General features: G+C 66.0%; 21 protein-coding genes and 1 pseudogene. 3 read left to right on the top strand and 19 right to left on the bottom strand.

What is annotated here, in order from left to right; genetic code table 11:
* Positions 1-74: 74 nt before the first annotated feature.
* From BN4346_RS33110 to ctaD, 9 genes and pseudogenes are all read right to left on the bottom strand, one after another.
* Positions 75-1,307 carry a THUMP-like domain-containing protein gene (locus BN4346_RS33110; RefSeq protein ID WP_078058625.1) on the bottom strand — a complete coding sequence of 411 codons (1,233 nt, stop codon included), beginning with the start codon at positions 1,305-1,307 and terminating at the stop codon, positions 75-77.
* Positions 1,265-2,233, bottom strand: a complete 969-nt coding sequence (locus tag BN4346_RS33105; protein WP_067971225.1) for a class I SAM-dependent methyltransferase — start codon at positions 2,231-2,233, stop codon at positions 1,265-1,267. The genes BN4346_RS33110 and BN4346_RS33105 overlap by 43 nt, the downstream gene beginning before the upstream one ends.
* A gap of 107 nt (positions 2,234-2,340) precedes the next feature.
* A complete protein-coding gene (locus BN4346_RS33100) occupies positions 2,341-3,438 on the bottom strand; it encodes a histidine phosphatase family protein (protein ID WP_067971223.1) in 1,098 nt (365 codons plus the stop codon).
* Positions 3,439-3,565: 127 nt separating this feature from the next.
* Positions 3,566-4,576: a histidine phosphatase family protein gene (locus BN4346_RS33095; RefSeq protein WP_067971221.1), complete on the bottom strand. Its 1,011-nt coding sequence runs from the start codon at positions 4,574-4,576 to the stop codon at positions 3,566-3,568.
* A gap of 133 nt (positions 4,577-4,709) precedes the next feature.
* The gene (locus BN4346_RS33090; protein ID WP_067971219.1) at positions 4,710-5,465 is read right to left on the bottom strand and encodes an enoyl-CoA hydratase; all 756 of its coding nucleotides are present in this window, start codon (positions 5,463-5,465) and stop codon (positions 4,710-4,712) included.
* Positions 5,453-6,168, bottom strand: a pseudogene (locus tag BN4346_RS33085) (NUDIX hydrolase). The gene BN4346_RS33090 and the pseudogene BN4346_RS33085 overlap by 13 nt, the downstream one beginning before the upstream one ends.
* Positions 6,165-7,019, bottom strand: a complete 855-nt coding sequence (locus tag BN4346_RS33080; RefSeq protein ID WP_067971217.1) for an ABC transporter ATP-binding protein — start codon at positions 7,017-7,019, stop codon at positions 6,165-6,167. The pseudogene BN4346_RS33085 and the gene BN4346_RS33080 overlap by 4 nt, the downstream one beginning before the upstream one ends.
* 4 nt (positions 7,020-7,023) lie before the next feature.
* A complete protein-coding gene (gene serB / locus BN4346_RS33075) occupies positions 7,024-8,271 on the bottom strand; it encodes a phosphoserine phosphatase SerB (protein WP_067971216.1) in 1,248 nt (415 codons plus the stop codon).
* Between the two features lie 52 nt (positions 8,272-8,323).
* Positions 8,324-10,048, bottom strand: a complete 1,725-nt coding sequence (gene ctaD, locus BN4346_RS33070) for an aa3-type cytochrome oxidase subunit I (protein ID WP_067972297.1) — start codon at positions 10,046-10,048, stop codon at positions 8,324-8,326.
* Positions 10,049-10,185: 137 nt separating this feature from the next.
* Between ctaD and BN4346_RS33065 the strand changes: the two genes are divergently transcribed.
* Complete coding sequence (locus tag BN4346_RS33065) at positions 10,186-11,271, top strand: iron-siderophore ABC transporter substrate-binding protein (protein ID WP_067971215.1); 1,086 nt, start codon at positions 10,186-10,188, stop codon at positions 11,269-11,271.
* A gap of 123 nt (positions 11,272-11,394) precedes the next feature.
* A complete protein-coding gene (locus tag BN4346_RS33060) occupies positions 11,395-12,447 on the top strand; it encodes an NAD(P)-dependent alcohol dehydrogenase (protein WP_067971213.1) in 1,053 nt (350 codons plus the stop codon).
* Positions 12,448-12,555: 108 nt separating this feature from the next.
* Here the strand turns inward: BN4346_RS33060 and BN4346_RS33055 are convergent, their stop codons facing one another.
* Genes BN4346_RS33055 through BN4346_RS33045 form a run of 3 tightly spaced genes read right to left on the bottom strand, consistent with a single transcriptional unit; the run spans position 12,556 to position 14,484 of the window.
* Positions 12,556-12,972 carry a PIN domain-containing protein gene (locus BN4346_RS33055; protein WP_067971212.1) on the bottom strand — a complete coding sequence of 139 codons (417 nt, stop codon included), beginning with the start codon at positions 12,970-12,972 and terminating at the stop codon, positions 12,556-12,558.
* Positions 12,969-13,187, bottom strand: a complete 219-nt coding sequence (locus BN4346_RS47260; protein ID WP_109562138.1) for a type II toxin-antitoxin system VapB family antitoxin — start codon at positions 13,185-13,187, stop codon at positions 12,969-12,971. The genes BN4346_RS33055 and BN4346_RS47260 overlap by 4 nt, the downstream gene beginning before the upstream one ends.
* 43 nt (positions 13,188-13,230) lie before the next feature.
* Positions 13,231-14,484, bottom strand: a complete 1,254-nt coding sequence (locus tag BN4346_RS33045) for a CynX/NimT family MFS transporter (protein ID WP_096867506.1) — start codon at positions 14,482-14,484, stop codon at positions 13,231-13,233.
* A gap of 48 nt (positions 14,485-14,532) precedes the next feature.
* Between BN4346_RS33045 and BN4346_RS33040 the strand changes: the two genes are divergently transcribed.
* Positions 14,533-15,207 carry a FadR/GntR family transcriptional regulator gene (locus tag BN4346_RS33040; RefSeq protein WP_067971210.1) on the top strand — a complete coding sequence of 225 codons (675 nt, stop codon included), beginning with the start codon at positions 14,533-14,535 and terminating at the stop codon, positions 15,205-15,207.
* Between the two features lie 5 nt (positions 15,208-15,212).
* Here BN4346_RS33040 and BN4346_RS33035 read toward each other — a convergent pair whose 3' ends face one another.
* Genes BN4346_RS33035 through BN4346_RS33005 form a run of 7 tightly spaced genes read right to left on the bottom strand, consistent with a single transcriptional unit; the run spans position 15,213 to position 24,448 of the window.
* Positions 15,213-15,626, bottom strand: coding sequence for a DoxX family protein (locus BN4346_RS33035; RefSeq protein ID WP_067971207.1), 414 nt, complete (start codon positions 15,624-15,626; stop codon positions 15,213-15,215).
* Between the two features lie 10 nt (positions 15,627-15,636).
* Complete coding sequence (locus BN4346_RS33030) at positions 15,637-16,857, bottom strand: MFS transporter (RefSeq protein ID WP_067972290.1); 1,221 nt, start codon at positions 16,855-16,857, stop codon at positions 15,637-15,639.
* A gap of 30 nt (positions 16,858-16,887) precedes the next feature.
* Complete coding sequence (locus BN4346_RS33025) at positions 16,888-18,393, bottom strand: type I restriction-modification system subunit M (RefSeq protein WP_208863233.1); 1,506 nt, start codon at positions 18,391-18,393, stop codon at positions 16,888-16,890.
* Between the two features lie 21 nt (positions 18,394-18,414).
* The gene (locus BN4346_RS33020; RefSeq protein ID WP_067971203.1) at positions 18,415-19,137 is read right to left on the bottom strand and encodes an HIRAN domain-containing protein; all 723 of its coding nucleotides are present in this window, start codon (positions 19,135-19,137) and stop codon (positions 18,415-18,417) included.
* Positions 19,127-20,032 carry a HipA domain-containing protein gene (locus BN4346_RS33015; protein WP_154677581.1) on the bottom strand — a complete coding sequence of 302 codons (906 nt, stop codon included), beginning with the start codon at positions 20,030-20,032 and terminating at the stop codon, positions 19,127-19,129. The genes BN4346_RS33020 and BN4346_RS33015 overlap by 11 nt, the downstream gene beginning before the upstream one ends.
* A 4-nt stretch (positions 20,033-20,036) precedes the next feature.
* Entirely contained in the window at positions 20,037-21,374 is a 1,338-nt protein-coding gene (locus tag BN4346_RS33010; RefSeq protein WP_078058579.1) for a restriction endonuclease subunit S, read from the bottom strand.
* The gene (locus BN4346_RS33005) at positions 21,371-24,448 is read right to left on the bottom strand and encodes a DEAD/DEAH box helicase family protein (RefSeq protein ID WP_235653605.1); all 3,078 of its coding nucleotides are present in this window, start codon (positions 24,446-24,448) and stop codon (positions 21,371-21,373) included. The genes BN4346_RS33010 and BN4346_RS33005 overlap by 4 nt, the downstream gene beginning before the upstream one ends.
* Positions 24,449-24,515: the final 67 nt, after the last annotated feature.

Below are 24,515 nucleotides of genomic sequence, written 5' to 3'. Positions count from 1 at the left end.
TCGGTTCGTCTCGCTTTGTCTCGCCTTGCCGCAGCAAGCAGGAATGACCTGAAGCCGTAAGCCTACCGGGCCGCTCAGCGGGACGGACGGCAGACGAACGCAATGGCCCGCGCCGCGGCATCCGTCCCGATCCGGGTGATCACGACCGAGAGGGCCAGACTCCCGCGCAGCCGTAAGCGGCGGCGCAGGCCGTCGGGGTCGGCCTGCACTTCCCGCACGCCCCGAACCAGGATTTCCAGGCTGCCGCAGTCGTGTGCCGTCAGAACCTGGCGCAGCCGCTTCTCGCTGTAGGCCAGGGTCTCGAGCACCTCGAATCCGCGCATCCCGTCCGGCAGTTCGTCGCCGGACAGGTAAGCGATATCGGGGTCGAGCTGCCACAACCCGTGTCGGGCACCGTAGTGACGGACCAGTCCGGCCCGCACCACCGCGCCGTCGGGGTCGACGATCCACCGCCCGGCCGGGCGCACGTCGCAGTCGGCCGGGTCCGCGTCGGTGATCTGCTCGTCGCGGTCCAGGATCGTGGCCCGTCGGCGCACCCCGGGCCCAGCCAAACCGGGTGACCACAGGCAGGCTTCCCGTACCGAGGCACGCCACGAGGTGACTTCGATCTCGCCATCGAAGCCGAGCAGTTCAACCTTCCCGAAATCGATTCCCGGAGCGACTTTTACGACGATGTCACGGTCTGCGTAGACGTCCAGCAGCCGGTCCAGGGCAGGCTGGTAGTCGGCGGGGTCGAAGCGTCGTCGGCCGCCGCCGCGGCGACCCGGGTCGGCCAGCACCACCGTGCCGCGACTGACCGGCGCCAGCGCGTCGGCCCGCACCACTGCCGCCCCGCCCAGGTTGTGGCACGCCATCGCCAGCCGTACCGGGTCGAGGTCGCTGCCCAGCACGCGCTCGCACACCTCCGACAGCGCCGCCAGCTCGGTGCCGACCGAGCAGGTCACGTCATGCACGGCGCCGTGCGGCGCGGCCGCTGCGATCCGGCGCGCCCGGTGCCGCGCGACCGGTGCGGCGCTGGCCTGCTGCAGTGCCTCGTCGGTGAACAGCCACTGCGACGTCCCGGGCAGCTCGGCCAGCTTGGCGGCGGCACGCCGGCGCAAGAGCACGGTCTCGACCAGTGCGGGTGTCCGGTCGCCGAAGCGGCCGCGCAGTGCGGCGATGTCGGCGACGCGGGTGGCGTCGGTCAGCGCGAAGCCGGCGACCTCGGCCAGGGCGGCGGTACCGGCCGTCGAGCTCAGGTAGGCGACATCGTCGGCGCGAAACTCTAGGACGGTTTGACCCCGGTGACCATCACGTTGTAGAACCAGCCCTTCGGCACCACGCGGCTCAGCAGGTTGGAGTCCACCCAGCTCAGGGCCGTCCAGCTGCGGAAGGCGAACCGCGCCCAGCCCCAACCGAGCTTGCCCGGCGGCACCGTCGACTCGAAGGTGCGGACCGGCCAGCCCAGCATGGCGGCGGTGAACTCTTCGCTGGCGGTGCGCACGTCCACGGCTCCGGCGTTGGTCGCCATCCGTTCCAGATCACTCGGCTCGAAGGTGTGCAGGTCGACGATCCATTCCAGGGCAGCCGCCCGCGAATTCTCGTCGAGCTCTTCCTGCGGCCGGCGCCAGGAGCCCATTCCGGGCAGCTTCATCGCGGCGACCGTGGTCTTCCAGGTCAGGTCGGCCAGCCGGCGGGCGTAGAAGTTGCCGACGGTGGTGGGTTCGCCGGCGAAGACGAACCGGCCGCCGGGCTTGAGCACCCGGATCACCTCGCGCAGCGACAGTTCGACGTCGGGGATGTGGTGCAGCACCGCATGGCCGACCACCAGATCGAAGGTGTTGTCCTCGTACGGGATGCCCTCGGCGTCGGCGACGCGACCGTCGACGTCCAGGCCGAGGCTCTTGCCGTTGCGGGTGGCGACTTTGACCATGCCGGGTGACAGGTCGGTGACCGATCCTCGTCGTGCCACACCGGACTGCATCAGGTTGAGCAGGAAGAACCCGGTGCCGCAGCCCAGCTCGAGCGCACGCTCATAGGGCAGATCGTCTCGGCCGGCAGCGGGCACGATGACGTCGAAGCGGCCGCGGGCGTAGTCGATACAGCGCTCGTCGTAGGAGATCGACCACTTCTCGTCGTACTGCTCGGCTTCCCAGTCGTGGTAGAGCACCTGGGCGAGCTTGCTGTCGAGCCGGGCGGCCTCCACCTGCTCGGCGGTGGCGTGCGGATTCGGCGTCGGGTCCGTACCGGTCATGGTGGGTCAGCCTAGTGGGAATCGATCAGGGTGTCCTAACGGGGATTGCGAGCGACGAAGCCGGGCGTGGCGAGGGGCGCCACACCCGGCTTCGCGGCTGCTCGGACTCAGATCGCGATGGACGCCAGCGCGTCACCGAGCGCGTCGCCGGTCGCCTGGGCGCTGCCACTGGCGGCGTCGCCCAGAGATCCGGTGATGGTGTCGATCACCGACTGCGGGAACGCGGCGAATGCCCCGAGCACGTCATGGAAGCCGGTCTGCAGCGCGGCGCTGATATCGGCCGGGTTCCCACCCTGGAGTGCTTCCATGATGTGCCAGCTCGCCAGCTGAGGCGCGACCATCACGTCGCGGAAGTCGACGAACAGCCCGGTGAGCAGCCCCGGGTTCTCCGCTACGTGGTGCCCATTCCAACTGACCAAGGTCCAGCCGTCGGTCGGGTTGCCCTCGACCACAACCTGGCCGGTGTTGGGCAGCAGTCCCTGCAGCAGCGACTTGAAGTAGAGCTCGAAGTCGGGGTTCTTGACGTTCATCATCACCCAGGTGGTGATCGCCGCCGCGTGGGAGAACGCCACGTCGTGCAGGTTTCCGTCTTCTCCGACAGCGCCGCCGTTGTTGTAGATCTGGTCGACGGCGTCGGAGTACCGGTCGTCGAAGGCCATCCCGTTCGGGTCGATCGTCGAGCCCAACTGGGGCACCCAGTATTGCCCGAAGATCCACGACAACGGCGCTACCAGATACATCAGAGCAACCAGCCGGTTGGACTCCGACGCGCCCTCGAAGATGCCGGCATTGAGCTCGTTGAGCCCCGACAGGTCCGTCACCGGTGTGTCCGGGGCACCGGCCGCAGTCAGCCAGTGCTCCGCGGTCTGCTGGGTCCGGATTAACTCCGACGCATAGATCCCGTCGTAGAAGCTCGGATCGGCGAGATGCTGCGGATTGCTGGAGTCGGCCAGGTAGGCGGCCTGCGCGGCGCCCTCGTCGGTGAGCGGCGCACCCGGCGGCACCGTGCCGATGATGCCGTGCACATTGTCTTCGGACTGGCCGTGGCGCACCAGGTCGAGGATCATGTCGGTGGCGGTCAGCTGGATCTTGGACAGGGCGACCGGCGACAGCGGTCGGGCTATCGGAGCCACCGGGGTGACGGCCACGAGGCTGGCGCCGATCACGGCGACTCCGGTGGTGATCCAGGGGCGGGTGTGGTGCATGACCTTCTCCTTCGGCGAGTCCCTACTTTCAGTTACGCTACGACGCGTAGCGCAAAGCCTTCGCTGAAGGTAACTTGATGTTTTTCCTATGTCAATGCATGACTCGCTGAATTCGGCCCGTCGCGTGCTAACCGCTCAGCGCGTTGGTGATGGTGTCGATGACGGCTTGCGGGAACGTGGCGAAGGCCGTCAGGACCTGATCGAACCCGGTCTGCAGCGCCGCCGAGATCGCGGCCTGGTCACCGCCCTGCAGCGCCTCGAGAACGTGCCAGGTGGCGATCTGCGGCGCGGTGTTCAAGTCCCGCCAGTCTACGAAGAGCCCGGTGAGCAGGTCCGGCGTGGCCGATACCGGGTGACCTTGCCAGCTGACCAGCGTCCAGCCGTCGGTGGGGTTGCCCTCGATGACGACCTGCCCGGTGTTGGCCAGCGGGCTGTGAGTGTCCAGCAACTCGTTGATGACCAGCCCGAAGTCGGGGTTCTTGACGTTCATCAACGTCCAGATCGCGATCATCCCGGCGTGCGCGAACGCCACGTCGGTCGGCGGGTTGTTCGAGTCGGAGACAGTGTTGCCGTAGATGGTTTCGATCGCGTCGGTGACGCGGTCGTCGAACGCCGCCCCGTTGGGGTCGACGGTGGATCCCAGCATGGGCACCCAGTACTGACCCATGACCCACATAAACGTCGGTAAGGCGTAGGCGATCTCGGTGAGAACATTGAGGTGTTGGCCGTCGAACCAGCCCGCATTGATTTCGTTGAGGCCGGGAAGGACGGTGATGTCCTTGTCCAGAAGATCGGCGAGCGGCTGCGCGGTGTGCTGCGCACGAATGAACTCCGATGCGTAGATACCGGCGATCCCACCCGGGAATTCAGCGGCGATCAGCGGAGCCACTGCCGCCGCCTGCTGCTGCCCGAGCGCGGTGAGCTCAGCCCCCGGCGGGACCGTTCCCAGAATGCCGTCGACGTTGTCTACCGATTCACCGTGTCGCACCAGGTCGATCGTGATGTCCTGGGCGGCGAGCAGGACATCGATTGCGACGGCGCCGGATAGCGGCGTCACCAGCGGAGTGGCCGCGACGGCACCCGCGCCCAGGAGCGCGACGACCGCGGTGGTCCAGGGACGGGCGGGAAATGGCTGCATGATCTCTTCCTAGATCTCAGGATCTCTTTCCAGGCCGGCGTCGACCACGGGTTTCCGCCGCGCAACTGTACGTTAGCTGATAAGAGAATGAAAACGGGCCGTTATCGGCCCCGAAACGCGCCGGTGGGGCGATTCAGTGGGCGGCCGCGGTACCACCGATGCCGGCGGCGAACACCTCGGCATAGCGGCGGTGGGCGGCGGCGGCCCGCTCGACCGGACGCAGCGTCGCGACGGCATCGATCGAGGCCTTGGCCGCGGCCAGCGCCGATCGCGGGGAGCCGACGAAGCGGCGCGCCCAGGCGATCGCCGCGTCGTAGACCCCGTCGGGGGCCACCATCTCCTCGACCAGCCCCAGGGCGAGCGCCTCCTCGGCATCGAAGAACCGTCCGCTGTAGGCCAGTTCCTTGGCGCGGCTGGCACCGATCACCCGGGTCAACCGGGCAAGTCCGGCACCGTCGGCTACCAGGCCGGCCAGGATCTCAGTGGCCCCGAACTTGACGTTGTCACCGCTGACCCGCCAGTCCGCGGCCAGCGCCAACGCCAGACCGCTGCCCAGCGCGTAGCCGGTGACGGCCGCCACGGTCGGCTTGGCGATCACCTCCACCGCCGCCACGGCGTCCTGGCGGAGACGGGCAAACACCTCGGCCTCGGCGGCGATCAGGGTGCGCAGTTCGGGCACGTCGTCGCCGGCGCAGAAGATCTCATGCCCACCGAACAGCACCACGGCATCGACGTCGTCCCGTGCGGACACCTCGGCCGCAGCTTCGACGATCTCCCGGTAGACCTGCCGGGTCATGGCATTGGTCGGCCCCCGCGACAACACCAGGGTGGCCACCCCGGGCTCGTCGGCGGACGTGTGGACCGATACGAACTCGCTCACCCGGGCCACCGCTTGCCGCGTGCCGCGTTGTAGCGCTCGGAATTGAAGAACTCGATCTCCCAATTGTCGCCGCGGCGAGCCAGGTTCGGTTGCACCACCACGATCTGGCGATCCACCGCCAGCACCGCCTCGACGGTACGGCCGGCCAATGAATCCAGCTGGGTCCAGGTGGGCGGCAGCAGGAAACTGCGCCCGGCCGAGAAGTCTTCGATCGCGGCTTCGGGAGTGAGCCAGCCGGCCCGATCCGACTCGGTGTTCTCGCCGTCGGCACGCTGACCGACCGGCAGTGCGGCCACGAAGAAGTAGGTGTCATAGCGGCGGGTGCGCTCGGCCTCCGGCGTCACCCAGTTCGCCCACGGCCGCAGCAGTTCGGTGTGCAGCACCAGCTTCTCGGTGCGCAGAAAGTCGGCAAAAGACAACTCCCCCGCGGCCAGCGCACGCCGGGAATCGGCATAGACCGACGCGTCGGCGACCACCCGCTCCGAATCGGCGGCGGGGCCGGCGAACAGCACCCCGGATTCCTCGAACGTCTCGCGTGCCGCCGCGCACACCAGCGCCCCGGGAACACCATCACTCCGGCGGCGAACTCCATCGCGGCGTGGCGGCGCATCAGGAACACATCCAGGCCCCCGGCACCGCTGGTGGCCTCCCGCAGCAGCATCACGGTCGCGGCGGGCCGCGGCGGCAGCGGGGGTGTCTGCTGGTCGTTCATTCGCGCCTCCGGTGGGCTGCTCGGGTGCGGGTCCGGCGAGCGAAGTAGCGCCCGTCGATGACGTCCAGCGAGATCGACTGGCCGAATGCGGCCGACAGGTTCTCGGCGGTCAGTACGTCGGCGAGGAGGCCGGCGGCCACCGCGCGGCCCTCGGCCAGCAGCAGGCAGTGGCTGAAGCCGACCGGGATCTCCTCGACGTGGTGGGTCACCAGCACGATCGCCGGGGCGTCCGGGTCGGCGGCCAGATCGCCCAGCCGGGCGACAAGTTCCTCGCGCCCGCCCAGGTCCAGGCCGGCGGCAGGTTCGTCGAGCAGCAGCAGCTCGGGGTCGGTCATCAGGGCGCGGGCGATCAACACCCGTTTGCGTTCGCCCTCGCTCAAAGTGCCGTAGGTCCGGTCGGCCAGGTGCTCGGCACCCAGGCTTTCCAGCAAGTCGACCGCCCGGTTGTGATCGACGTCCTCGTAACGTTCCCGCCACCGTCCCAGCACCGCGTAGCCCGCCGAGATAACCAGGTCGCGGACCATTTCCTGGCCGGGTATGCGCTGCGCCAGCGACGAGGAGCTCAAACCCACCCTGGCCCGCAATTCGGTGGTGTCGACTCGACCCAGGCGCTCACCGAGCACATAGGCCGCGCCCGACGAGGGGTGTTCGGTGGCGGCGGCGATCCGCAGCAGCGACGTCTTGCCGGCCCCGTTGGGTCCGATGATCACCCAGCGTTCGTCGAGTTCAACCGACCAGTCCAGCGGCCCCACCAGCGTCCGCCCGTCCCGGCACAGTGAGACGCCCTCGAAGTGGATCAACAGATCCTGGTCGGCCCCTGGCGTAGGGGCGGGGCGTCCGGCGTCGGGCACGGCCCTATCGTGCCGTACGCCCGGCCCGCGCCGACCGACCGGGGTGCCGGTACCGGCGGGGTGCGTCGGCGGCCTCGATCTCGGCACGGGTGACACCGAGCAGGAACAGCACCGTGTCCAGGTAGGGGTAGCTCAGCGATGCATCGGCGACCTCGCGCAGCGCCGGTTTGGCGTTGAATGCCACACCCAGCCCCGCCGCGGAGAGCATGTCGATGTCGTTGGCGCCGTCGCCGACCGCCACGGTCTGCTCCATCGGCACGCCGGCTCGGTCGGCGAACTCCCGCAGCGCCTCGGCTTTACCAGCCCGATCGACCACCGGCCCGACCACCCGGCCGGTGAGCTTGCCGTCGAGGATCTCCAACTCGTTGGCGGCGACGAAGTCCAGCTGCAGTTCAGCCGCCAGCGGCTCGATCACCTGGCGGAAACCGCCGGACACCACACCGCATTTGAAGCCGAGCCGCCGAAGCGTGCGCACCGTGGTGCGGGCACCGGGAGTCAGCTCGATCTGCGCGGCCACCTCGTCGACAACGCCGACGGGCAGGCCGGCGAGAGTGGACACCCGATGATGCAGCGACTCGGCGAAGTCAAGCTCGCCGCGCATAGCGGCCTCGGTGATCGCCGCGACCGCATCCCCGGCACCGGCGCGCTCCGCGAGCATCTCGATGACCTCCCCCTGGATCAAGGTGGAGTCGACATCGAAGACGATCAGGCGTTTGGTCCGCCGCGACAGGCTGGCATCCTGGAATGCCACGTCGACTTGTTGCTGCGCGGCGACCCTGCTCAGCGCGGACTGCAACCGGCCAGCGGCGCCGACCGGCACCGAGACCCGCAGTTCCAACCCGGTCACCGGATAGTCCGAAACGCCCCGGATCATGTCGATGTTGGCGCCGATCTCGGCGATCTCGTGGGCCAGCGCTCCGAGCGCGGTGGCTTCCACCGGCCGGCCCAGCACCACGATCCGGTGGGTGGACGGCGCAGCGATGATCGGCGCGTCGTCGCTGCGTTCGATCGTGACGTCAAGTCCCACACCGTGAATGGCGGCGGCGACGTCGTCGGCCAACGCGCCGCCCTCGGCCACCGCGGACGGCACCGAGACCAGCACACCCAGGGTCAGTCGGCCGCGGACCACCACCTGCTCGACGTTGAGCAGTTCGACCCGGTAGCGCGACAGCACCTCGAACAGCGCCGAGGTCACGCCCGGTTGATCGACACCGGTGACGGTGATCAACACCGGCACCTTGGTCGCGCTCACCCTCGGCGGCCCCTCGACTCGACCGGGTGCCGCCGCTGCTCCATCGGGCCCATCAGGCCGGTGCGGACTCGTACAGCTCGTCGCCGGGGTGACGGCCGACGTGCGCCTCGGCACGCAGCCGATCGATCATGTGCGGGTAGTGCAGCTCGAAAGCCGGACGCTCCGAACGGATCCGGGGCAGCTCGGTGAAGTTGTGCCGCGGCGGCGGGCAGCTGGTCGCCCACTCCAGGGAGTTGCCGTAGCCCCACGGGTCGTCGACCGTGACGACCTCGCCGTAGCGCCAGCTCTTGAAGACGTTCCAGGTGAAAACGATCATGGACAAGCCCAGGATGAAGGCCCCGACCGTGGAGACGATGTTGAACGCGGTGAAGCCGTCGGTGGGCAGGTAGTCGGCGTAGCGGCGCGGCATACCCATGTTGCCCAGCCAGTGCTGGATCAGGAACGTGGTGTGGAACCCGATGAACGTCAACCAGAAGTGCAGCTTGCCCAGCCGCTCGTCGAGCAGCCGGCCGGTCATCTTCGGGAACCAGAAGTAGATGCCGGAGAAGGTCGCGAACACGATGGTGCCGAACAGTACGTAGTGGAAGTGCGCGATCAGGAAGTAACTATCGCTGACGTGGAAGTCCAGCGGCGGGCTGGCCAGCATCACACCGGTCAGGCCACCGGCCAGGAACGTGACGATGAAGCCCAGCGCGAACAGCATCGGCGTCTCGAAGGTCAGCTGGCCCCGCCACAGAGTGCCGATCCAGTTGAAGAACTTCAGCCCGGTCGGGATCGCGATCATCAGCGTCAGCAGCGAGAAGAACGGCAGCAGCACCGCGCCGGTGGCGAACATGTGGTGCGCCCACACCGCCGTCGACAGCCCGGCGATGCTCAACGTCGCGTAGACCAGGGTGACGTAGCCGAAGATCGGCTTGCGGGCGAAGACCGGGAACACTTCACTGACGATGCCGAAGAACGGCAGCGCAATGATGTACACCTCGGGGTGCCCGAAGAACCAGAACAGGTGCTGCCACAGCAGCACCCCGCCGTTGGCGGCGTCGTAGACGTGCCCGCCCAGGTGGCGGTCGACGGCCAAGCCGAACAACGCCGCGGTCAGCAGCGGGAACACGATCAGCACCAGGATCGAGGTGACCAGGATGTTCCAGGTGAAGATCGGTAGCCGGAACATCGTCATACCGGGGGCACGCATGCAGACCACGGTGGTGATCATGTTCACCGCACCCAGGATGGTGCCCAGACCACCGACGGCCAGGCCCATGATCCACAGATCCCCGCCGGCACCCGGCGAGTGCACCGCGTCGCTGAGCGGGGTGTAGGCGGTCCAGCCGAAGTCGGCGGCACCGCCGGGGGTGATGAAGCCGGCCAGGGCGATGGTCGCACCGAACAGGAACAGCCAGAACGAGAACGCGTTGAGCCGCGGGAAGGCCACGTCCGGGGCGCCGATCTGCAACGGCAGCACCAGGTTGGAGAACCCGAACACGATCGGGGTGGCATAGAACAGCAGCATCACCGTGCCGTGCATGGTGAACAGCTGGTTGAACTGCTCATTGGACAGGAACTGCAGGCCCGGCACCGCCAGCTCGGAACGCATCAGCAGGGCAAGCAGGCCGCCGATGAAGAACAGGACCATGCAGGCCACGCAGTACATGATGCCGATCAGCTTGTGATCGGTGGTGGTGATCAGCTTGTAGAGCAGGCTGCCCTTGGGGCCCGTCAGCGCGGGGAACGGTCGAGTGGGCTCGAGTTCTGCGCGCGGGGGTGCTTCGGCGGTCAAAATTCCTCCAAACGTGGGCATCCCGGAAACTTGCTCGAATCCTAACCCCGAGCGTCGCCCCGTCGGTATAGGCCTCCTACAAACTGTCGTATTCGTCTCCTGCCGGGGCGCTCCGCCGTGGGTGTTAACGTCACGGCGTGACCACGGTGGACCGGCGGGCGGCGTCCGCAGTAGCGCTTGCCGTGACCTTGCTCACGACGGCCGGATGCGCGGGCGATGGCGCAGAAACCGCCCCGACCTCGATCTCCACCACGACGACCATGGTCGCCGGCGCTGGCGTGCTCGGCAATGATCGTCGCCCCGACGAGTCCTGCGCGGCCGAGCCGGCGCACCCGGACCCCGGACCCACCATGCGCTGGGTCCACAATGCGGCCGAGGTGGAACCGGCGAGCATCGAAGTTCCCGAGCAGGCCGAGCGCATCGTGGTGCTCTCTGGCGACCAGCTCGACACGCTGTGTGCCCTGGGCCTGCAGTCCCGCGTGGTCGGCGCCGCGCTACCGGATGGCGCAGACAAGCAGCCGTCCTACTTGGGCGCGGTCATGCACGGTGTCCCGGCAGTAGGCTCGCGCAGCAACCCCGACACCGGCGCTATCGCCGAGCTGCATCCGGATCTGATCCTGGGCGCGCAGGGCCTGACGCCCGGGTATGCGGAGTTGGCCGCGATCGCCCCCACCGTGTTCACCGGGGCGCCGGGCGCCGCGTGGGAGGACAACGTGCGCGCTGTCGGCGCCGCGACCGCGCGCACCGGCGCCGCCGACGACGTGCTGGAGAAGTTCAGCGCGTATGCGACCGAAACCCGCGAGGCCGCCGACGCGACCCATTTCCAGGTGTCGGTGGTGGAGCTCACCGACAACAGCGTGCGGGTGTACGGGGCCTCCGGCTTCGCCGCCAGCGTGCTCGAGGCCGTCGGGGTCGACCGCCCCCCGTTGCAGCGGTTCACCGATCGGCCCTACCTCGAGATCCCAGCTAACGATGCCGATCTGGCCGGCCGGGCGGATTTCTCGGCGGCCGACGGCGACATCGTCTACGTGTCCTTTGCCTCGCCGGCAGTGAAAGCGCGGGCAGCCACCGTATTCGACAGTGTCGCTTGGCGACGGCTGGCGGCCAACCGTGACAGCCGGGTCTTCGTCGTCAACAACGAGGTGTGGCAGACCGGGCAGGGGCCGGTCGCCGCACGCGGCGTGGCCGAAGACCTGCGCTGGGTGAACGCGCCTATTAACTAGCCAGCGACGTACCGCGGAATCCCTGCGGCTCCCTCGGTGAGCAGGGTCACCGCATCATGGCAAAGAACTTTGCTAGACTATATTTTTTGATTCCCGCGCAGATCCGAAGAGGTTTATTCGACGATGAGCACCGTTTCCGCCTATGCCGCCACCGCGCCCGACGCGCCGCTGAGCAAGACCACCATCACCCGACGGGACCCCGGTCCGCACGACGTTGCGTTCGACATCGCGTTCGCCGGTATCTGTCACTCCGACATCCACACCGTCAAGGGTGAGTGGGGCCGCCCGCGCTACCCGGTGGTGCCCGGCCACGAGATCGCCGGCGTGGTGACCGCGGTCGGATCCGAGGTGACGAAATTCAAGGTCGGTGACCACGTCGGCGTCGGCTGCTTCGTCGACTCCTGCCGCGAGTGTGCCAGTTGCCAGGCCGGACTGGAGCAGTACTGCACCGGTAGCGGAATGGTGGGCACCTACAACGCGGTGGGCCGCGACGGCCAGCCGACCTATGGCGGCTACAGCGGCGCGATCGTCGTCGATGAGAGCTACGTGTTGCGTATCCCCGACGGCATCCCACTCGATGCCGCCGCGCCGCTGCTGTGCGCCGGTATCACCCTGTATTCGCCGCTGCGGCACTGGAATGCCGGCCCCGGCAAGCGGATCGCGGTGATCGGGCTGGGCGGCTTGGGCCACATGGGCGTCAAGCTCGGCGTCGCGATGGGTGCCGAGGTCACGGTGCTGTCGCAATCGCTGAAGAAGATGGAAGACGGCTTGCGTCTGGGTGCGCAGCACTACTACGCCACCAGCGACCCCGACACCTTCAAGAAGCTGCGGATGAACTTCGACGTCATCCTCAACACCGTCTCGGCCAACCTGGACCTGGGCGCCTACCTGAATCTGCTGAAGGTCGACGGCACGTTGGTGGAGCTGGGCATGCCCGAGCACGACATGTCCGTGCCGCCGTTTCCGCTGGCGGGCATGCGGCGCAGCCTCTCGGGATCGATGATCGGCGGCATCGCCGAGACGCAGGAGATGTTGGACTTCTGCGCCGAGCACGACGTGCGCCCCGAGATCGAGGTCATCGAACCGGACTACATCAACACCGCCTATGAGCGGGTCCTGGCCTCCGACGTGCGCTACCGCTTCGTCATCGACACCGAGTCGTTGCGGAAGCCCTAGCACTCAGGCCTTCCCAGCCCCTCACCGAACGTGCACTGAGACCGAAAAATTCGCGAATTCCCCGGTCTCAGTGCACGTTCGGCGAGGGTTGGCAACGGAGGGGCGACGTCAAGTTAGCGTTCCGGGCTGCACCAGCCACCGCATCGACTGTTCGGTCACCGCAGCAATGGCATCGTAGTCATGGTCGTAATGCAGCACCGTCGCCTCGTGGCGACGCGCAACCGCCGCAATGATCAGATCCGGCAGTTTCACGGATCGATGTAACGATTCTTTGACCAGCGCCAGCTGGGTCGTCAGTACGTCATCCCAGATCTCGTCCGGACTCGGCAACCAACGCAGGGCACGGCGCTCCTCCGCCATCTCGATGGCCTCACGTTCACTTCGAGCCGAGACGGTCAGCTCGGCATCGATGATTGCGCACGTCGCCACGGTGCCGCGATCGAGTTCGTCCTGCAACGCGGCGCGGGCGACGGGGTGACGTGCCCAGTGCCAGACGGTCGTATCGGCGAGATAGACCTGATTCATTCGACGTCGCGGTGCCACGCCCGTTCACGGGCTTGCTGCTGCTGCTTCCAGTACTGCGGATCGTCGGCGAAACGATCCAGCATCCGCGCACGCACGTCGCGCGCCGCGACCTCCCGCAACGCGGTGTTGATGGTGTCCTTCTTGGTCGAAGTGTTCAGTACCTTCGCCGCCGCTACGAGCGCATCATCGTCGATATCCACAAGCGTTCTCGCCATATATACAACAATAGCATCGGATCTATCTTCGGCGAGGGTTGATTCACACGTAGCGGTCGCGCCCGGCCAGTGCGCCGGCCAGTATCTGGACCAGGTAGACCGCCAGCATCATCAGCCACGGCACGGTCCATCCACCACTGACGTGGTGCAACAGACCGAACAGGAACGGGCCGATGCCGGCAAGCAGGTAGCCGAAGCCCTGCGCCATCCCCGACAGGCTCGCCGTGTCCTGCGCGTCGCGGGCTCGCAGCGCAATCACGGTGAGCGCCAACGAAAACACGCTCATCCCCAGGCCCACCAGCACGCTCCACAGCAGCGGTGCGGCCGCGGGGGCGATCAGCAGACCGAGTATTCCGGCGATGCCGAGTCCTCCGAGCCCGACGATCCATCCGCTTTGGCTGTCGTGACGGGCGGCCAGCGGCGAGACGATCAGGCTGATCGGGACGGCGATCAGCGAAATCAGGCCGAGCAGCAGGCCCGCACCCGTTTCGCTGGTTCCGTGGTCGATGAGCACTGCCGGTAGCCAGCCCATCACCACGTAGGCAATGAACGCCTGGGTGCCGAAGAACAGCGTGACGGTCCAGGCCAGCTTGCTGCGCAGCAGCGACCGGCCGCTCGTCGCCGCCGCGGGTGCGGCGGCGCCAGGCCGGTCGAATCCGCGGGCCCCCACCACCCACGCCGCCAGCGCCACCAACGCCAGCGCACTCCAGGCAGCCAGGGCCGATCGCCAACCTCCCAGCGCGTGGTCGAGCACCGGGGTGACCGCGGAACCCAATGCCCCGCCCCCCTGGAGCGCCGCGGTGTAGATCCCCGTCATCAGCCCGACCTGCGCCGGGAAGGAGCCTCGGATGATCACCGGGATCAGTACGTTGATCAACGCGATTCCCGCGGTGGCCACCAGTGTTCCGCCGAGCACCACGAGGGGCCCGTCGCAGACCCGGATCAACAGTCCCGCAACGAGTATGAGCAGCGCCGCCGACACCGTGCGCCCCAGCCCGATCCGCCGTGACAACCACGGTGCGGCCAGCCCGGCTGCGGCGAAGCACAGGCCGGGCAACGTGGTCAGGATGCCGGCCCAGGTGTCCGAGGCGCCCAACGCTCCACGCATCTCCGGGAGCAGCGGCCCCACACTGGTGATCGCGGGGCGCAGGTTCAGCGCGGTCAAGACCACCGCGACGGTCAGCAGTGCACCGCCGGCCGCCATCGTCGCCGGCCGGAATTCGGCGGCGCCCTCGAGCTCCAGTTCAAGGTCGTGCTCGTACTGGGCGAGTGTTTCGTTGCGGGCGGTGCGGGTCACCTAAAGTAGGATCGCATACATCCTATGATTGGATGAAGGGAGAATGCTGTGCCGTTGGTCACCACCCGCCGCACCGGTTTGGTAGATCAGGTGATTGAGCAGATTCGCGCCTCGGTGGCCGGCGGGGAATGGCCGGTCGATTCGCGAATTCCCACCGAGTCAGAGCTCGCCGACGCCCTCGGCGTCGGCCGCAATACCGTGCGTGAGGCGGTCCGGGCGCTGGCCCACAGCGGCATCCTCGAGGTCCGCCAGGGCGATGGCACCTACGTGCGCGCCACCAGCGAGGTGTCCGGCGCGGTGCGCCGGCTGTGCGGCCCGCAGCTGCGCGACGTGCTCCAGGTGCGGCGTTGCCTGGAGGTGGAAGGGGCACGCCTGGCCGCAGCCGCCCGCACCGACGAGGATCTGGCCGAGCTACGCGCACTATTGGATCGCCGCGATAACCACCAGCAGCAGGGCCGACACGACGAGTTCGTCCGGGCCGACACCGAGTTCCATCTCGCGGTGGTCCGCTGCTCGCACAATCCGGTGTTGACCGAGTTGTACTGCGGGCTCACCGAGGCGCTGATGGCCAGTGTGGCCACGACGAGCGGAAAACCGGTGCAGGCGGACCAGATCCGGCATCGCGGCTTGGTGGACGCGATCGCCGCGGCCGACGTCGAGGCGGCCGGGCGTGAGGCGGGCGGATTCCTCGACGAGCTGCTGGAGCAGCTACCGCCCCGCTGAGGCGCTCAGTCGCGCCGAAGCCCCAACACCCGCAACAGTTCCGGTCGCCGCAAGATGAGGCCGATCCACATCAACACCCCGACATACACCCCGGACAACACGAAGCCGGCCAACGGCTTGTCGGCATGCATGTTGATCGTCACCGCACCACCCAGATACGCGGTCAGGCCCAGCGCACCCAACACGGCGGTGCGCGGAATCAGGAAGACCACCAGACATACCAGCAGCACCCAGCCGATCACCGCGGTCTTGTCGGGGGAAAACCCCAGTCCTTCGGTGGCTTCCCGGGCAAACGGCAAGCCGAGGATCTTTGGGATGCTGTCGAACGCGAAGAACAGTCCCAGCACGGCGGTGATCACGGCTCCGGTGGTCCACGCCCGAGAACGTCGCGGCGTGGTGGGATCGGCGTTGGTCGTCATCAGGTCTCCCTCAACTCGACGGTGATGGTGCAGCGATCGGTTCTTGCGCGCGCAGGAATACCGCGGTGTAGCCAAACAGGATCACCGCGGTGGCCACCAGCAGCAGCAGTCCCACCGCGTAGCTGTTGCGTGCCGGATCGTAGGTAGCGCCCATCACCAGGGGCGGGAAGTAACCGCCCAGGCCGCCGACCGCGGCGACGATCCCGGTGACCGAGCCGACCGAACCGGCCGGGGCACGGCGGGACACCCAGGCGAACACCCCACCGGTGCCGACACCGAGTGCGACGGCAAGCGGCAGAAAGGTCAGGCCCGACCAGATATCGGCCGGCGGTTTGAACACCGAGATCAGCGTCTGCACCGCGATACCGGCCAGCGAGGCCAACACGACGTACTTGGGCGCGATGTGATCGGCCAGCGTCCCGCCGAGCAGCCGGGCCAGCACTGCGGCCAAGGCGAACGCCGCGGTGCGCTCCCCGGCGCCGACGGCGGAGAAGTCGTAGACCTTCTTGATGTAGATGGGCAGATAGCTGCAGAAGGCCACAAAGCCGCCGAAAACCAGCCCGTACAGCAGCGACATCTCCCACGTCACCCGCAGCCGTGCGGCGGCCTTGAGCTTCGGCAGCACCGGGGTGGCGTTGGGCACGAAGCGCGGGCCGTTATGCATCAGCACCACACACAGCAGTGCCGAAATCGCCAGGGCCACCGCGACTATCAGGTGGGTGGTGAGCAGCCCCAGCCACTTCACGAGCCGCGGGGTGAAGAACGCCGAGACCGCGGTACCTACCATGCCCATGCCGAACACCCCGGTGGCGAAGCCGCGGCGCTGTGGGGCAAACCAGTTGTTGGCGAACGGGATTCCGATAGCAAAGACGGTGCCAGCCGCTCCGAGGAAGAACCCCGCCACCAGCATCAGCGGGTAGGAACCGATCTTCGCCGCATACCCGACCACCAGCACCGGGAGAATCGAGGCCAGCGAGACCCCGATGAACATGGTGCGGCCCCCGAAGCGGTCGGTCATCGGTCCGGTGGCGATCCGGCCCAGCGCCCCGACCAGGATCGGGGTGGCAACCATCAGCGCCTCACGGTTGGAGCTGAGCGACAGTTGGCTGGCGTACCGCGTCGACAGCGGACCGATCAAGGTCCACGCCCAGAAGCAGATCACCGAGACCCAGGTGGCCAGGGCCAGCTGCACACCCGGGCCGGCGACGCTACCGGGTCTATCCGTGCTCACCACCGGATTATGCAACCACTGCGTTGTCGATCACTCAGTAACGGTCATACCTGCTGCCCGCGCAGCGAGCGCGTCAGCTACCGCGCTGAACTCAGCGAGTGCCGCGGTGAGGTCGTCGACGATTTCTTGCGCGATGATTTCCGGCGGTACCCCGTCGTCCAGGTCGCCTGCAGAGGGATCCTTCAACCAGGTGATGTCGAGATTCACTTTGTCGCGTGCGATCAGTTCGTCATACGCGTAGGACTGAAAACGCTCGGAGACGGCGCGGGCGCCACGGTTGTCAGCGTTAAATGACTCAATGAACGGGATAAGGTGCTCGTCGCGCATCGGTCGCTGCTTGAGGGTGAAGTGTGACCCGGTGCGCAGGTCGTAGACCCACAGCTTGTCGGTCCAGGGCTTTCCTGGACGTGCCTGCTTGCGGTCAAAGAACAGTACGTTGGCCTTGACACCGCCGGCGTAGAAGATTCCGGTGGGCAACCGCAGCAGGGTGTGAACGTCATACTCGGCGAGAAGTCGTCGGCGGACCGTCTCGCCGGCGCCGCCCTCGAACAGAACGTTGTCGGGGACGACAATGGCAGCACGACCATCGATCTTCAGCCCCGTTGCGATGTGCTGGACGAAGTTGAGCTGTTTGTTGGTGGTCGTCACCCAGAAGTCGGGACGGCTGTAGGCAATGTCTTCGCGTTCTGCCCGACCGTCGGCGCCGACGACGGTGACCGACGATTTGCGACCAAAGGGTGGATTTGCAAGCACCATCGACACCGGATCAGCCTTGGTGGCCAACGCGTCCCGGACGGCGATCACGGGCTCTCCGGTGGCCTGACCGATGCCGTGCAGGTACATGTTCATGGTGCCAAGCCGGGCGGTGGCGTCGACCAGTTCGACGCCATGGACTGTGCGCCCCTCGCTCAGCGCCCTCCGTTGCTCAGGGGTCATGGACGCGGCGTAGTGAGTATTCAGATACTCAACCGCAGCGAGAAGGAAGCCGCCGGTGCCACACGCGGGGTCGATGATGGTATCGGTCGGGGCGGGTCGCATCACGTCAACCATCGCGTGAATCAAAGTACGAGGCGTGAAATATTGCCCTGCACCGGATTTAACGTCCGATGCGGATTTCTGGAGCAGCCCCTCATACGCGTCACCGTTGAGGTCCCCACCGATCGACCAGGTTTCCGAACCGATCAGGTCGACGATCAGTTTGCGCAGCAACGCCGGCTCTTGAATCCGATTCTGCGCCTTCCGGAAGATCACGCCGAGGTTGGTGGCTTCCTTGCCGAGTTCGCTGAGAACCCGCCGATACTCGTCTTCGAGAGCCGAGCCGTCGAGTTCGAGGAGGCGGTCCCAGGAGATGTCAAGCCCCGCCGGCAAAATCTGTTCGCGACGCAGCCCCTTCTGCCGCTCATCGGCCATCTTGAGAAACAGCAAGTAGCTGAGTTGTTCGACGTAGTCGATGTTGGACACACCAGCATCGCGAAGAACGTCGCAGTAGCTCCACAACTTGTCGACGAGACGACGCAGTTCGGCATGGTTCGGCACCAGCCGAGGGTAACTGACCAGCTAAACGTGAGCCTCGATGCGGCATAGCAGGCGCAGGTGCGGATGTTCCCGCGGGTTAACGCGCTCCGCGACAATACGGTGCGAGTCCGCCCTCGCCAGGAGGCTATCCAGGTCATCGAGGAGCCAGTCCGGAACGTAGCCGAGGGCATCACCGCTCTGCTCGCAGACCAGTTGGGCACGCGGGTTGACCGCGTTGTCGCGGTCGGCACGAAGCTCCAACCGATCACCCGGCCGAACGCGGCTGAGCGCATCCGCCGCGCCGTCGACATGGCGTACGCCTGAAGCGAGGAACCGGCTGACTACCCGGCCATCGTGGTCAGCAGCGAGGTCGTCAACCAGGTGAAAGGTGTCGGTCGCGCGGGGGCCACCGGTGCGGGCCAACAACTCCATCGGGGTGTCTAGTTCAGCAGCGTCGATACCGATCGCGCTCAAATAGTCCGGGTACGACTGCCGCTGCCGAGACATCACCCGGTTGTCGAAGAACGCGGGCAGCGCACCTGAGACGTAGGTCTCGTTCACGTCCGGAAACTGCACTAGTGGGTTAAAGCCGTCGGACTGCGCTCCATCGGTGTATGCGAACGCATACCGGCCATCCACCAGCTCACTGAGGATGCCAACGCGGATGAACTGCCTGGTTTCTGGGTTCTGCCAGATCAGGAAAAGCCGCCGCCTCGCATCGATGGCCGGTGCGGCAGCAACGCGTAAGGATGAGCTAGCGGTCATCGACGATCCTTTCCTGGTTGTGGGTGAGCAGCTTGATTCGGAATGTACGTCCCTGGTCTGACATCAAGGCGTCCGGAACTTGGTCGAAGACTGCCGTGATGTCGTCCACGGTGACCTCCGCGATTTTACTGCGCCAATGGGCCTCAACCCCACCGCCGGCCAGCCGTAATGCTGAATTGGCCACCTCTACCAGCGGTGGCCTACCGGCGAAGTGGAAGCTGGCGCCTCTCCGGCTCCATCGGGCGAGCCGGGCATCGTCGCTCGCGAGCCCGACAACCTGATGTTCAGGTTCTTGGAATCCCAGGGCGTTGCCGTGGTCGAATGACGGCGCCAGGCGCAGCGAGCCGCCGTGATCGATCACCGCCCAGTTCAAATGATGGCGGTCGCGGCCCGCCACCCAGGCATCCAGCATCAGGTAGCCAGCCCAGGCATCGAATCCGGTCATGACCGGCGCCTCGCAGGCCACCGGTGCCGCAACCCCATCGAGCGCGCCATGCACCGCTTCGACGGTGTAGCCCGGGTTCTCCCGCTGCGCGCCGGCGTCGTAAGCCGAGTCCTGGCGTGCGAGCAGTTCGTTGCCGTGGATGAGTCGCTCACGCACGTGCCACACCGCACGGGACAGACTGCCGCGTCGGCCATCATGTGTACCCGGGAGCACGACGGCCGTCGGCACGCCGATGAGCTCAGCCAGCTGATGAACCGCCCATTCTGCCCAATCCTCGCCGCGGACGTTGGTGCCGTCCTCATCGCAACGGGCGTATTTGAAGAGGTATTCGTGTCCGTCGGGGCCGATGATCCAGAATTTCTCCTTACCACCCAATGGCTCCTCGGAGATACGACCATCGCCATCCCGCAGCCAGTCATCGACGGTGATCGACTCCCACCGGGCCGGCAACACGTCAACCCCGGGTCGATGCGGCAGCGGTACGTTTTGCGGCGCGCTTCCGGGGCGGCTTCGACTCCGCCCGAAGACGCTCAAGAACAACCGCGGCCGGCTCGTCGTTCGGGTCCTGGTCGACGAGTTCGCCGTTGAACGCGGCCCGCAGGACGGCGCGACGGAGGGCGGCAGAGCGAGAAAGTGCGATATGGCTGTCTTGCAGCAGTCGCGCCAAGTCTCCGTAAGCATCCGAGTGAGCGGTGAGAATTTCCGTACGCATATCAACCGGAGGAAGCGGAATCTGCAATCGCTTCAGGAAAGTCTGGTTCAAGTTGTACTGCCCCGCACTCGAAGCCGCGGCTTTGACAATCTGCTCCCGCCACCGGGGCGATGAAACAACCAAATGGACCCAATCAGCCACATCGACCGAACCCAACTGGAATCGAATGAGGTACGACGCGAACGCGATCGCCACATCCCTTTTGACTACACCGGTGCGGCCAATCAACGTTGGGCTTCCGTTGGTGCGAACGAACAGAAGATCGCCAGCCTTGAGATGAAGTTGGTCCAGATGAAGCTCAAGATCTACGGCATATTTCATATCGGCCAAGTCCAGTGCGCCGCCCCGAATGTTCGGTATACGTACGACAGGCGTCCCCTGACCCTGCGGATCACACTTCGTTGACGTGCCATAGGACGATCCGCTACTGAGGGATTCCAGCGACCGCCACTCCCAATCCTGAGGCAACATGGCCCCAGGAGCAACGCCCACGGCGTCGATCGCGAGGGCGTCGGTCAACGCATCGATACGGCGTGCGACCGCTGCTAACGTCCCGTCAGCCGCGTCCAGCCGCGACAGGTGGTCCTCCAGCACCTCAACTATCCGGAGCTGTTCCGCAAGCGGCGGTAGTGGGATCGGAGTCTCTAGCACTTCGCCCGCACGGACCGCTGGATAGCTAACGCCACGCTGCTTCGCACTGACTTCAGCGATGAACCAATCGGAGATGGCTGTGTAGTACAGGAATCGGCCGTCGATCGCGCTTGTAGGACGGAGCACGCAGAAACCTGTCGATGCGATCTCACCGTCGAGACGTTCCGGAATATACGCGATTTTCCGCAGATACGGCCGGACTGTCGAGAACACCGTATCGCCGGTACGCAGTATTTGTCGTGCACGCGACGCTGCCTTGTCACAGTCAACAATTGCAACTTCTGAGAGGGTTTGGGTTTCACCATTGATGGACGCGATGTCGACATACTGAAACTGATCTCTCGCGAATGTAGCTGGGTCCGCTTTCGATACCGGTGCGCATACCTCCCCCAGCGTCGTCCACGCCCAGCCCTTCGGCAGGCCACTCACGCGATCAGCTCTGCATTGAGCTCATCAAGCAGGGCTTGCGCTTCCTCCAACGTCGTCACCGAAAAGTCCTGCGCGAAGCGGTCCACTCCGCCCAGTGATGACAGTGGAAGCTGATCCAGATCGTCAACGTCAACCCCGATGTTCGTCTTCATTACGTCAACAATCGAGGAAAGCCACCGCGTCTGCTGCTCGGAATAGGTCGCCCCACGACGCGCTTGTTCACCGAGCCAGGCGGCCAGCTTCGCCTCGACGACGGACGCGAAAGGCGGGATCTTGGAATCCACACCATCTTTGGTCAGTTCGTGGCGCAGGATCGTCACCAGATCCGGAATGCCGACCTCGTGACCAGGGTCGGCCAGCTCGCCCAGCTCGGCATAGGACCTCCAGATCGACTCGATGCTCCCGATCGCCGGAACACGAGCGACCTTCTCTGCCAATGCTTTCAAATCGCGATAGCGAGGACGTCCCGATCCACTGCCGTGCATGACTTGCAGTGCTGCGATCTCATCGCGATGTTCGGCCAGGTACTCGCGGAAGCACTCGATGCGGTCGCGCGAGGCTTCGGCGTAGTCAATCCGCGCGATACCGGTCACGGCGTCCTTGCTGACCTGGTCGAACAGCAGATCCTTGGCCCGCCGGATGTCGAGGATGCGTTGCCGCAGCTCGGGATTCGTGGTCAGCGGGGCCACCCCGCCGTCGATCAGGTCACGGACCGCGGCGCCACCACCCTGATCTTGCGCTGCGATGACGGCGTCGGTGTCGCTGGCGGCCGCAATCTGCCGTGCAATGTCACGCAGCGCGGTGCCGCCGGCAACTTCTGCTGTCTCCGCCGCCTCATCCGGTGTGAGCTGCGAGGCGAGTTTCGCCAGACGCACCGCCAGTGTCGATGCTTCATCGGGAGTGAGCGTCAGTCGGCCGGCCTTTGCGAGCAACTGCTCCAGCGAGACACTCGGTTCTCGTTCCATCGGGGTCGCGTCAACCAGGTCGGAATCGGTCACACCGACCGCATCGACGATAATGAATCGTTCCTTGGTGAACCCCGGGCGCGCGTCCGGGGTCAGCGCAGCGTAATCGTCAACATCGATGATCCGTGCCCCGCGTCCCTTCATCTGCTCGAAGTACACCGCTGATCGAACCGACCGCATAAAGAACACGCACTCGATGGCGCGCACGTCGGTACCCGTTGCGATCATGTCGACCGTCACCGCGACCCGCAGCGACGGACTGTTGCGGAACTCGGCGAGCCGATCCTTGGGGTTCGTCGCGTTGTAGGTGATCTTGGTGGCGAAATCGGCGCCCTCGTTGAACACCTCGCGAACCTGTTGAACGATCTCGTCGGCATGCGCATCGGTCTTGGCGAAAATCAGCGTCTTCGGCACCGCCGATCGGCCAGGGAAGATCTCGGTGAACATTCTGTCTCGGAAGGTGGTCAACACGGTGCGAATCTGGTCTTCGGCGATCACATCGCGGCCCAGTGCATTTCCGGTGTAGGCGTAGTCCTCGTCAAGTTCTTCGTAACGCTGGACGCGGGTCTTGCGGTCGCGCATCGGGACGACCGTCTTGGCCTCGATGGTGCTGCCCCGCTCAGTGATCTGTGTCCGCATCCGGTACACGTCGAATGGAACATTGACCCCGTCGATCACCGATTCCTCGTAGGTGTACTCGCTGATCAGGTTCTGGTCGAAGAATCCCAGGGTCTGCTTGGTCGGGGTTGCCGTCAGACCGATGATCGGGGCATCGAAATAGTCGAGGACCGCCCGCCAGCGGCCGTAGATCGACCGGTGGCATTCATCCACGACGATCAGGTCAAAGGCTTCCGGCGGCACCTGCGGGTTGTAGACCACGTCGACCGGGAACGTTTGATCGTCGTCACCATCGATGTCGTCGTCGTTATCGGGGATCTCCTGGCCTTGCAGCAGCATGAACAGCCGCTGAATGGTCGAGATCGCCACGTTGGTGGAGCCGAGCACGGCCCGGCCGGCCAGCCGCTGAACGTTGTAGATGTCGCCGAAGCGTCGGCCGTCGTCGCGGGGCGTGTAGTTCGCGAACTCAGCTTCAGCCTGCTCACCGAGGTTGTTCCGATCGACGAGGAACAAGACCCTGGATGCCCCTGCGTGTTTGATCAAGCGGTATGCCGATGTCACTGCGGTGAAGGTCTTTCCGGCGCCGGTGGCCATCTGCACCAACCCTCGCGGACGGTTGTGCTGCAGCGACTTCTCGATGCCTTCGACGGCTTGAATCTGATTGGGCCGCAGCCCGTCCGGTTCCAGCATCGGCAGAGTCAACAAGCGTGCGCGGAAGGTGGGCGCGTCTGGATTCGCGTCGGCGGCGTGCATCCAGGTGCGGATGGTCTCGGGTCGCACGAAGGCGAAAACCTCGCGTGACCGTGGTTTAGGGTCAAGTTGGTTGGTGAACCGGGTCTCGGCGCCCGTCGCCTCGTAGCGGAACGGCAGTGGCTCGCCGCGCCGCCGCGCGGCGATCTGGTGTTCGGCGCGAAGCCCCTCGGCGTACTTGCGGGTCTGTTGCTCGACACCGACAAGTGCCGTGCCCTCGCGTTTAGCTTCGATCACGCCGACGATTCGGCCGTCGACGTACAGGATGTAATCTGCGAAGCCGCTCGCCAAATGGAACTCGCGCACAGCGACACCGCCGCCCGCCATCGGGTTCATGGCCGCATAGTCCTGAATAAGCCAGCCGGCGGCTTTCAACTGCGCGTCTATTACACGACGCGACTGAACTTCGTTCAGCGGTGGTCGGCGGCGGAACTCGTTCGTGAACGTCTTCGGATCTCCGGCGACAACGGACCCGACGCCAGAAGCAACCGCGCCGGCCTGCACGAGCTCAGCGATCTGGGCTTGCAGTTCGGCCATCGAGGCTGCCATCACCGCTTCCCGCTCGCGGATGCGGGCTAATTCGGTTTCGGCAGCCCGCCGTGCTTGAGCTTCCGACTCCTGCGCTGAGCGCGTCGCGTCCAGCACTGTCAGCGTGTCGCTCAATTCAGCTCGGGACTTGGCCAACGTTGCCTCGATCTCCACAACAACGAGGCGCTCGTCCTCTGCTCCGGCTGCGGGCACCGCTGCGGGCTCAGGGGCGATAAAGCTGCGAGGTGTTCTATCTCCGGACACCGCCCGCTGGAGGAGA

This window comes from Mycolicibacter icosiumassiliensis (assembly GCF_900078685.2).
GTDB classification, from domain to species: Bacteria; Actinomycetota; Actinomycetes; order Mycobacteriales; family Mycobacteriaceae; genus Mycobacterium; species Mycobacterium icosiumassiliensis.
The sequence above is the reverse complement of the archived record's forward strand: the minus strand, read 5'-3'. Positions and strand labels throughout refer to the sequence as shown.

What these genes read in the sequence shown, in the direction of transcription:
- BN4346_RS33105 (WP_067971225.1), bottom strand. Translation starts at nt 2,233, where the DNA reads ATGACCGGTACGGACCCGACGCCGAATCCGCACGCCACCGCCGAGCAG.
- BN4346_RS33020 (WP_067971203.1), bottom strand. Translation starts at nt 19,137, where the DNA reads ATGACCGCTAGCTCATCCTTACGCGTTGCTGCCGCACCGGCCATCGAT.
- BN4346_RS33100 (WP_067971223.1), bottom strand. Translation starts at nt 3,438, where the DNA reads ATGCACCACACCCGCCCCTGGATCACCACCGGAGTCGCCGTGATCGGC.
- BN4346_RS33055 (WP_067971212.1), bottom strand. Translation starts at nt 12,972, where the DNA reads ATGAATCAGGTCTATCTCGCCGATACGACCGTCTGGCACTGGGCACGT.
- BN4346_RS33060 (WP_067971213.1), top strand. Translation starts at nt 11,395, where the DNA reads ATGAGCACCGTTTCCGCCTATGCCGCCACCGCGCCCGACGCGCCGCTG.
- BN4346_RS47260 (WP_109562138.1), bottom strand. Translation starts at nt 13,187, where the DNA reads ATGGCGAGAACGCTTGTGGATATCGACGATGATGCGCTCGTAGCGGCG.
- BN4346_RS33035 (WP_067971207.1), bottom strand. Translation starts at nt 15,626, where the DNA reads ATGACGACCAACGCCGATCCCACCACGCCGCGACGTTCTCGGGCGTGG.
- BN4346_RS33095 (WP_067971221.1), bottom strand. Translation starts at nt 4,576, where the DNA reads ATGCAGCCATTTCCCGCCCGTCCCTGGACCACCGCGGTCGTCGCGCTC.